Annotated in this window: 7 protein-coding genes and 1 tRNA gene; 1 reads left to right on the top strand and 7 read right to left on the bottom strand. The window is 44.6% G+C overall.

All coding sequences use genetic code 11. From position 1 onward, the window contains the following. From H6S82_RS11130 to H6S82_RS11100, 7 genes are all read right to left on the bottom strand, one after another. Positions 1-830, bottom strand: an 830-nt coding sequence (locus H6S82_RS11130; protein ID WP_191056225.1) for a tetratricopeptide repeat protein, incomplete at its 3' end; no start/stop codon positions are given. 297 nt (positions 831-1127) lie between these two features. Beyond that, positions 1128-1382, bottom strand: a complete 255-nt coding sequence (locus tag H6S82_RS11125) for a hypothetical protein (RefSeq protein ID WP_190465066.1) — start codon at positions 1380-1382, stop codon at positions 1128-1130. A 25-nt stretch (positions 1383-1407) separates the two neighbouring features. Further along, the gene (locus tag H6S82_RS11120; protein WP_190465065.1) at positions 1408-2016 is read right to left on the bottom strand and encodes a hypothetical protein; all 609 of its coding nucleotides are present in this window, start codon (positions 2014-2016) and stop codon (positions 1408-1410) included. Continuing rightward, positions 2013-2483 carry a hypothetical protein gene (locus tag H6S82_RS11115; protein WP_190465064.1) on the bottom strand — a complete coding sequence of 157 codons (471 nt, stop codon included), beginning with the start codon at positions 2481-2483 and terminating at the stop codon, positions 2013-2015. Before H6S82_RS11115 ends, H6S82_RS11120 begins: the two co-directional genes overlap by 4 nt. An 89-nt stretch (positions 2484-2572) precedes the next feature. After that, a tRNA-Thr gene (locus H6S82_RS11110) sits at positions 2573-2644 on the bottom strand. A 32-nt stretch (positions 2645-2676) separates the two neighbouring features. Continuing rightward, positions 2677-5706, bottom strand: coding sequence for an exonuclease subunit SbcC (gene sbcC / locus H6S82_RS11105; protein WP_190465063.1), 3030 nt, complete (start codon positions 5704-5706; stop codon positions 2677-2679). Positions 5707-6024: 318 nt separating this feature from the next. Further along, positions 6025-6423 carry a response regulator gene (locus H6S82_RS11100; protein ID WP_190465062.1) on the bottom strand — a complete coding sequence of 133 codons (399 nt, stop codon included), beginning with the start codon at positions 6421-6423 and terminating at the stop codon, positions 6025-6027. A gap of 155 nt (positions 6424-6578) precedes the next feature. Here H6S82_RS11100 and H6S82_RS11095 point away from each other — a divergent pair. Further along, positions 6579-7962, top strand: a 1384-nt coding sequence (locus H6S82_RS11095; RefSeq protein ID WP_191056224.1) for an NACHT domain-containing protein, incomplete at its 3' end; no start/stop codon positions are given.

The following is a 7962-nucleotide window of genomic DNA, read 5'->3' as shown; positions in this document are numbered from 1 at the left end:
TAGTGAGGTGATTTTCCCACTGCAATACCTCGACCAATCCAGGCTTTATGATGGTCAGGTTGAATCGCCAAAGCTTTGTCATAAGATGCGATCGCTTCTTCTAATCGTCCTAAGTCATCTAGCGCAATTCCCCGGTTATTCCAGGCTTCGTGTTTGTCAGGTTGAATCGCCAAAGCTTTGTCATAAGATGCGATCGCTTCTTCTAATCGTCCTAAGTCATCCAGCGCAAATCCCCGATTATACCAGGCTTTGTGATCGTCAGGTTGAATCGCCAAAGCTTTGTCAAGAGATGCGATCTCTTCTTCTAATCGTCCTAAATTACCTAGTGCAATTCCCCGGTTATTCCAGGCTTCGTGTTTGTCAGGTTGAATCGCCAAAGCTTTGTCATAAGATGCGATCGCTTCTTCTAATCGTCCTAAGTTATATAGCGAATTTCCCCGGTTATACCAGGCAAGGTGAAAGTCAGGTTGAATCGCCAAAGCTTTGTCACAAGATGCGACAGCATCCCAAAAATCCCCTCTCTTGTATTGCTGATTACTTTGTTCAAACCATGCCTCTGCATCATCTGTTTTAACATCTGCCTCTATCTCCTCACCCAAAGCAACATCATCTAATTGAGGTAGTTGCGCCAGTAACCGCCCCAGCAGTTCGTTAAATATTACTTCATACTCAATATCCGTCCGTTGGAGTTTACCTCCCTTCGCTTCTACGGGGGAGAAAGAATTTTGCTGAGTCCCCGTTGGCGGAGAGGTTTGGGGAGGAGTTCTTCTCGAAATCCCCAACAATCGCCGAAAAAACCGTTGTATCGACCGCCAAAACCGCCGCAGCATTGCTGGTATCCTTGCACCGCACTTTATTGGCAATTGTAGCGAAATTTAGAAATGGCTATGGTTGCGTAAGGGGTGGGCGAAGCATTCGGGCAGAAAGATTGTTCGTAATTGCGATCGATTGTCGCCCGAATGCTTCGCCCCTACAAATATACACAACCGATGCTAGGGGACATGATATAAATTAAAACTTTTTAATAAATTGAAATGAAGATGGAAATGCGATCGGACTCTTCCCCAGGAAACAAGAAAAAGTGCGATCGATCTTTCACCCGTTTACCCCCAATCTTCTATCCGCTGTCAAGCTAATTCCTCCCGCGTTTCATACTCCCCTTGTTCCTCTCTTACTAAAGGTTCTCCTACCCAAGCGCCTGCTGTCCTCTCAAAGAAACCGGGAGTCCAACCTAATTCTTCTGGTGTTTTCTTTGGTGCTAGGGTGACAGGTTTAATAGTTACTGTCACTTCTAAATCGGCATCTTTAAATTCTGTTGGTACTGCTAATTGCAATATGCCATCTGAGCCAACATGGGTATGAATTAAAATTTTATGCTCCATTATATTTACCCCCTTTTTAAGTTAATTATAGTGATGCGATCGCTTTTTTAATCTGACCGTTTTCTACTCTATTTTCTTGATAGACAACAAATCTTTTGGCATATGTACGAATTTGCCAATGAGCATCTTCAGCAGTTAGGCGATCGCGCAAATCTGAAGGAATCTCACTTCCCAAATCTTCTAATGCACTGAGAATACCGATCGCTAAATCAACATTTTTCAGATCGCAACTTTTTAGGCGATTAATCATTGGCTCGATCGCTTCCTTAATACCTGCTGCTGCTAGAGAAGTTGCAGCCAAGCAAGGGTATTCTTCATCTTTAGCAACAGCCTCTAACAAGCAAGAAACTCCTACTTTAGAGCCGAATCTTAGAAGTATAACCGCTGCCAAAATACTCGTTTCTGAATTATCCGATTCTTTCAGAAGTTTTTCCAGGGGTGGAACAACTACTGAACCTAAATGATATAGTCGTTCTGCCATCAAAAAACGGTGTTGGCTTTTCCTAAATGCTTCGATCGTTTGAACGGCTATATAATTAACTATTTCTCCAGCTTTTTCTACAGCAAGCACCTGCTTTTCTACTTGCGATGATTCTAAATTGTTCATTAATAAATTTAGATCGATTTTGCTCATAATCTAATCCTCATTACTACACATTGGCCTTTAATTGTACTGCTGCCAGGAATACTGTATATACTTCCGCCAAGGTTCAATAAATTCTTTGCTATTCTTACTGGCCTGACTCTGATATTATTTAATAATAACGCTGTTTCTTCGGAAAACTGGAGCGCGAATTTTTGCTTATCACCAAAAACACCGATTAGTTCCAGTTTCCCCTCCGTAGCCTCAAAACCCAAATCTGTCAGGAATATATCACCGGTTTCGTTTGCCAAAAATGGGTTTGAGCCTTGTCCAAACCGCAATTCACTGACAATAACTTGCTGGCCTACCTCTAGATTATCACCAACAATTCCTGTAATCCCTGTCACTCCCTCAGCATTGGTAAAGTGACTAAATATCCTTCCTTCACCTAAACTGGGTGTAGTTGCGGGTGGTAGTAGCAGTAGGGACGAAAACACTGCATAATCGATCGCTTGCAATTACACCTCTATTCCAAAATGATGGGTAAATATCGATCGCATCTGCGTTAACCAGATGTCAATTTATACCTTATCTGGGAATCTTCAAAAGCCGATAGTGGGATTTGAACCCACGACCGCTCGATTACGAATCGAGTGCTCTACCACTGAGCTATATCGGCACAATTAGATATTGTAGCACAGTTCCCAGAAATTAGATCGATAAACTCAATTGCGATCCATCTTGAGTTTTGGCAACTTCGATCCGCGCTTGGAAGGCTTCCTTGAAGGATGGCATATGGGTGACGGTGAGGATGCAGGCGAAATCAGACGCGATCGCATTTATCGCTGCAATCAGGCGATCGCATCCTTCCCGATCCTGCGTTCCAAATCCCTCATCGACAATCAGCATTTGCAGCGCCGTACCCGCTCTTTGCGCCAGCAATCTCGCCAAAGCTAGCCGAATCGCAAAATTAATCCGAAAAGCTTCTCCACCCGAATAAGTTTCGTAAGGACGAGTCCCGCGAGCATCAGCGATCAAAATGTCCAGGGTGTCAATAATTTTAGCCGTTTTTTTAGCGGAAGACCGACCGCTGCGCCCAGCTTTTTGGGTGACAAACTGAACGTGCAACTGATTACCGCTTAGCCGCGCCAAGATGGAATTCGTTTCGGCTTCCAACTGAGGCAAGATATTCTCAATCATATAAGTTTGGATGCCGTGTTTGCCGAAAGCTTTACTCAATTCCTCGTAAACGCGATATTTTTTGCGAGTTTCCGCGAGTTTTTGCTGCTGTTTGTCATACTGAGCCTGAAGCGCTTCCAACTGAATCGATCGCTGTTGCAGCCCTCCCAGTCTAGCCAGGTATTCATCTAACTGGGTGCGTCGATCGAATATCTGCCTCTCCAGAGTTTGAATTTCCTCAGTAGCATCGGGAATCGTTTGGATTTGCTTGACAACAGACTCTATTTGTGCATATTGATCTTCGCGATCGCCTTCCCGCACCTCCAACACTTGCACCAACTCCTGAAAACGCTGACAAAGTTGAGGATATTGCTGCTGAGCCTGACACAATTCCTGATATCGCAGTTGCCAAGATTGCGCTTGGCGCAGCGACTTGCGGATCGTATTGTGCCGATCTAAGTTGTAGTCAATTTCCTGAATTTGCAGATCTAACGCCGCAATCCGTCTAGAAAATTCCGAATCAGTTTGTGATTGCTCGATTTGGCGCTGAATTCCCATAATTTGCACCAAAAGCTCCGGCTGTCGCGCCGCTATCTGAGCTTGTCGCCGTACTGCATCCTTAATTTGTGCCTGCCGAATTTCCGCCCAACGCCAGCGTTCCACCTCATTCCTGGCTAAAGCGTGGTTTTTCTCATCGTAATTAAGTTGTTGCAGATTTTGTTCCAGCTGCCAAAGTTCCTGCTGCACATCTCCGGCGTAGTCTCCAGTTTGGATCGATCGCTCAATCTGTACCGCCTCCACCTTCAACTGTTGCAACCGATTTTGGGCATCATCGGTAGCAGCCAATTGCGCCTGCAACTGTCCCCTCTGCTCCCGCAAAGAATCGTAAGGAGCCAATTCCTGAGATAATTTCTTATATTCCGCCCGCAAAACCTGTAATTCCGACTCGCACGCAGCCAATTGCTCTCGCACTATCCAGAATTGCTGCTCTATATCCTTTTGTTCGATTTGGGTTTTCTGTACAACGCGATTCCAGTGATGTTGGTCGAGGGGGCGATCGCACAACGGACAAATCGCATCCGGCGTTTGCAGCATCTGGAGTTTTTGGGTTAATTCTCCCAACTGTTTCTCATATTCCCGCTGATTTTCTTGGAGCCGTTCCACAAAGCTGCGCCGTTCTAACCCTTTTTCTTGCACACGCTGCTGACGAACTCGTTTTTTCTCCAAATTCTCAATTTGAAAGCCAACATCCATCACCGCCTGCTGCAACTGCGGCTGACGTTGGTGTTGCGCTTGCAGTTGCGAAACAGAAGACCGCAGTTCGTCCAAACGCGCACTTAACCTAGCTTGGGCGCGTTCCAGTTGATTTTGCAACTGCTGCTGGCGTTGCAGTAACGGACTCACTTGCAGTTGCAACTTATCCATATGCGTCAAATGGATGCGAGCCTGCTGTAATTGTGCCAAACCTGCTTCTACTTCCGCAGATTGATTGAGAATTTGCTTAATTTCCTGTTCCTGTTGCCCTAAAGCTTCCAATTGAGCTTGCGCTTGTTGCAGCTGCTTATTGAGTGCGTCGATCGCAATCTGCTGCTGTCGTTCTAGCTGTCGTCGCTGTTCTTGTGCAGCTTGATGAGCTTCAAATTTATGATTCAGGCTTTCTTCTTGAGCTTGCAACTGTTGAAAATGGCTATATCCAGCACTTATTTCACCTTCCTGTTGCAGGAGAGCTTCCAATTGTCGCTGCTGCTGCTGGATTGCGGCTAAATCTTGCTGGAGGCGATCGCAATCTTGAGTTAAATTTTGATATTGTTGGCGATGCCAGGTGAGCTGCTGTTCCCAAGTTCGCCGTTGGTGCTGCATTGCTTGCAGCTGTTGCAGGCGTTTTGTCTCTTCTAATTGTCCTTGTTGCAGTAACCTCAACTCGCTTTCCAGAGTAGCTTGTGCTTGTGCGATCGCTTCTCGCTGCTGCAACTGGATTTGATGAGATTCCATATCCCGTTCTAACTGCTCCGCCTGTCCCTTGAACTGCTTGGACAAATCCTTGGCTTGTTCCGCCATCACTTCGTACTGATTGAGTTTGAGCAACTCAGCCAGAATTTCTTTGCGTTCGCTCGGTTTTTTGAGCATGAATTCATCTGCTCGACCCTGACGCAGGTAAGCTGAATTAATAAAAGTTTCGTAATCCAGCTTCAGATAATCCACAATCAATTGCTGAGTCGATCGCATCCCTCGCTCAGTCAGCGCCCGAAATCCTGTTGGCGTCTGCACTTGAAATTCTAAAACCCCCCCACCGCCGCGACGGCGAACGCGAATTACCCGATAAGTTACATCTTGATTTTTAAATGTAAAATCAACCTGGACTTCATCAGCCCCCGCGTGGATGACATCATCTTCAGTACTCACGCGGCTTTCGCCCCAAAGCGCCCAGGTGATAGCTTCTAGCAAAGATGATTTACCGGCACCGTTAGAACCGCAAATACAGGCAGTATGCAGCCCGCTAAAATCGAGGGTTGCCTTGCGATAGCTGAGGAAATTCTTGAGGGTGAGTTGGAGGGGTATCATTTAAATGACATTAGGCCACACACATATTAAACAAATAGCAGTACAAATGCACTGTTGTACAGTGTGTCAACAGAAAAAATGAGGATTTTAGCTTAGGGAAAGTTGAGCGCGGGCTATGAAGAAATACTTAAAACAATAGCTAGCGCATCGCTAATTTCTTGCATGGCTGTGTCAGAAAGCGTTCCCACTTGCTGGATGAGTCTTTGTTGCATCGCACTAACTTATACGATCCTAAAATAAATAAAACCCGCCAGAGCGGGTTAAATGTCGAGCTATTGGGAAACACAAAAACGAGAACGAGCGGTGCGATCGCATCGGTTAACTTTTCGGTATCATTTCCAGAATCCGATTCAAAAATTCTTGATGATCTACCACCGGTTTGGGGATATAGCCATCCGCATGACTTACTTCCAGTAAATTTTCGCGATCGCCCTCGTTAGCGTGGGCTGTAACCAAAATCACCGGTAAGCCAGCCGTTTTGGGATTTGCCTTCAACATCTGAGTAATCTGGAGCCCGTTCATCGGCTTGCCCTGGTAGTAACTATTACTCAGGGAAACATCCATCAGAATGATATCCGCTCCCCCAGACTGGGCAATTTGCATCACTTCTTCCACATTTTCCGTATGAAGTACCGCTAAGCCACCGCGCTTAGTCAAAATTTTAGAGAAAACTTTAACGTTTATTGCTTCATCTTCAACAATCAGAGCCGTTGTCATAACAGAGATCCCGATACAATTGATTTCAAATCCTGACAATTCCAGCATTACAAGCCGATGCTAGCGTCATGTTTGCGAAATGTTTGTACGATGTTAGTCTTTACTGACTGAGCAAACAAACTCACTAAAATTTAACAAATCTTTATTTTTGAGCTATGGCAAGGCAATCGCTCTGGGCATCCGAACAAGGTATAAAAGAAGCAAAAAAAGCATTCAGCCGTATGGGATGGACGCAACAACAGCTTGCGGAAGAAGTTAATTGCAAATCTCGCCAGCCAATTTGGAAATTTTTCAAAGGCAAACCAATAGAGCGTCACATCTTCACAGAAATTTGCTTTCAGCTTGATTTGAACTGGGAAGAAATAGCTGCACCCGAACCTAGCGATCTAAATCGAAATCATAGCACCAATATAGACACCCTAGTGCAAGAAATTCGAGATAAGGTGCGCCCCAGCATTCAACAGAAGTGCGGCACAATGCGAGTCTTAGACATGACTCAGCCTATAAGTTTAACGGACATCTACACCAACGTCAACATTTTAGAGCAGATCGCCGGACGCAGGCGGTTAACTATTGCTCAGCTGCTGCAAGTCTTCGATCCCGAATCGCAAAATTTCGATCGCTTTGGACTGAGCAGAATTACCAAAGAAAGAGTGCCTGGACTAAAAGCAGTAGAGAGTTATCCCAAGTTGATGGTTTTGGGTAAGCCAGGCTCTGGTAAAACGACATTTTTGAAATATCTAGCCATTCAGTGCTGCCTGAGCAATTTTTTCAAAAATTTAGTGCCAATTTTTATCACTTTAAGAGAATTCGCAGAAGCAAAAAATCAATTAAATTACCCGGAATTTATAGCTGATATCCTTTCTCATTGTGGCGTTACAGCAACTCAAATATTTGAGTTGCTTAAGCAGGGTAAAACATTAATTTTGCTCGACGGTTTGGATGAAGTCAGAGACGAAGATGCCAACCGAGTTATTAAGCAGACTCAAGAATTTTCCGATCTGTATTACAACAATCATTTTGTCATCACTTGCCGCATTGCGGCGCGGGAATATACGTTTGAAAAATTTACTGAAGTAGAAGTTGCCGATTTTAATCAACAACAAATAAAGGCATTTGCAACCAAATGGTTCCAGATCAAAGAAAATCTCTCTTCAACATTTGCCGCCGTTGAGGAAGCAAGCGAGAGAATTACAGCCGATCGATTTATGGAACAGCTGCAATCGAATCCCTCAATTAGAGAACTAGCCACAAATCCTTTACTGTTGACGCTGCTGTGTTTAGAATTTGAAGATGCAGGTGATTTTCCCTGCGATCGTGCAGAACTTTACAAGCGAGGGATTGCTACTCTGTTAAGAAAGTGGGATGCCAAACGCGGTATTGTACGCGATCGCGTTTATCAAAAACTATCTGTCCAGCGCAAAAAAGATTTGCTGAGTCAGATTGCTTTAAATACTTTTGAGCGGAAGGATTACTTTTTTAAACAACAAATTGCTGAAGCGTATATTGCTGATTTTATCCGCAATTTACCAGATGCCC

It is taken from the genome of Planktothrix sp. FACHB-1355 (assembly GCF_014748295.1).
Taxonomy (GTDB): domain Bacteria; phylum Cyanobacteriota; class Cyanobacteriia; order Cyanobacteriales; family Aerosakkonemataceae; genus Aerosakkonema; species Aerosakkonema funiforme_A.
This window is presented reverse-complemented; position numbering and strand designations above follow the sequence as displayed.

What these genes read in the sequence shown, in the direction of transcription:
- H6S82_RS11125 (WP_190465066.1), bottom strand. Translation starts at nt 1,382, where the DNA reads ATGGAGCATAAAATTTTAATTCATACCCATGTTGGCTCAGATGGCATA.
- H6S82_RS11120 (WP_190465065.1), bottom strand. Translation starts at nt 2,016, where the DNA reads ATGAGCAAAATCGATCTAAATTTATTAATGAACAATTTAGAATCATCG.
- sbcC (WP_190465063.1), bottom strand. Translation starts at nt 5,706, where the DNA reads ATGATACCCCTCCAACTCACCCTCAAGAATTTCCTCAGCTATCGCAAG.
- H6S82_RS11100 (WP_190465062.1), bottom strand. Translation starts at nt 6,423, where the DNA reads ATGACAACGGCTCTGATTGTTGAAGATGAAGCAATAAACGTTAAAGTT.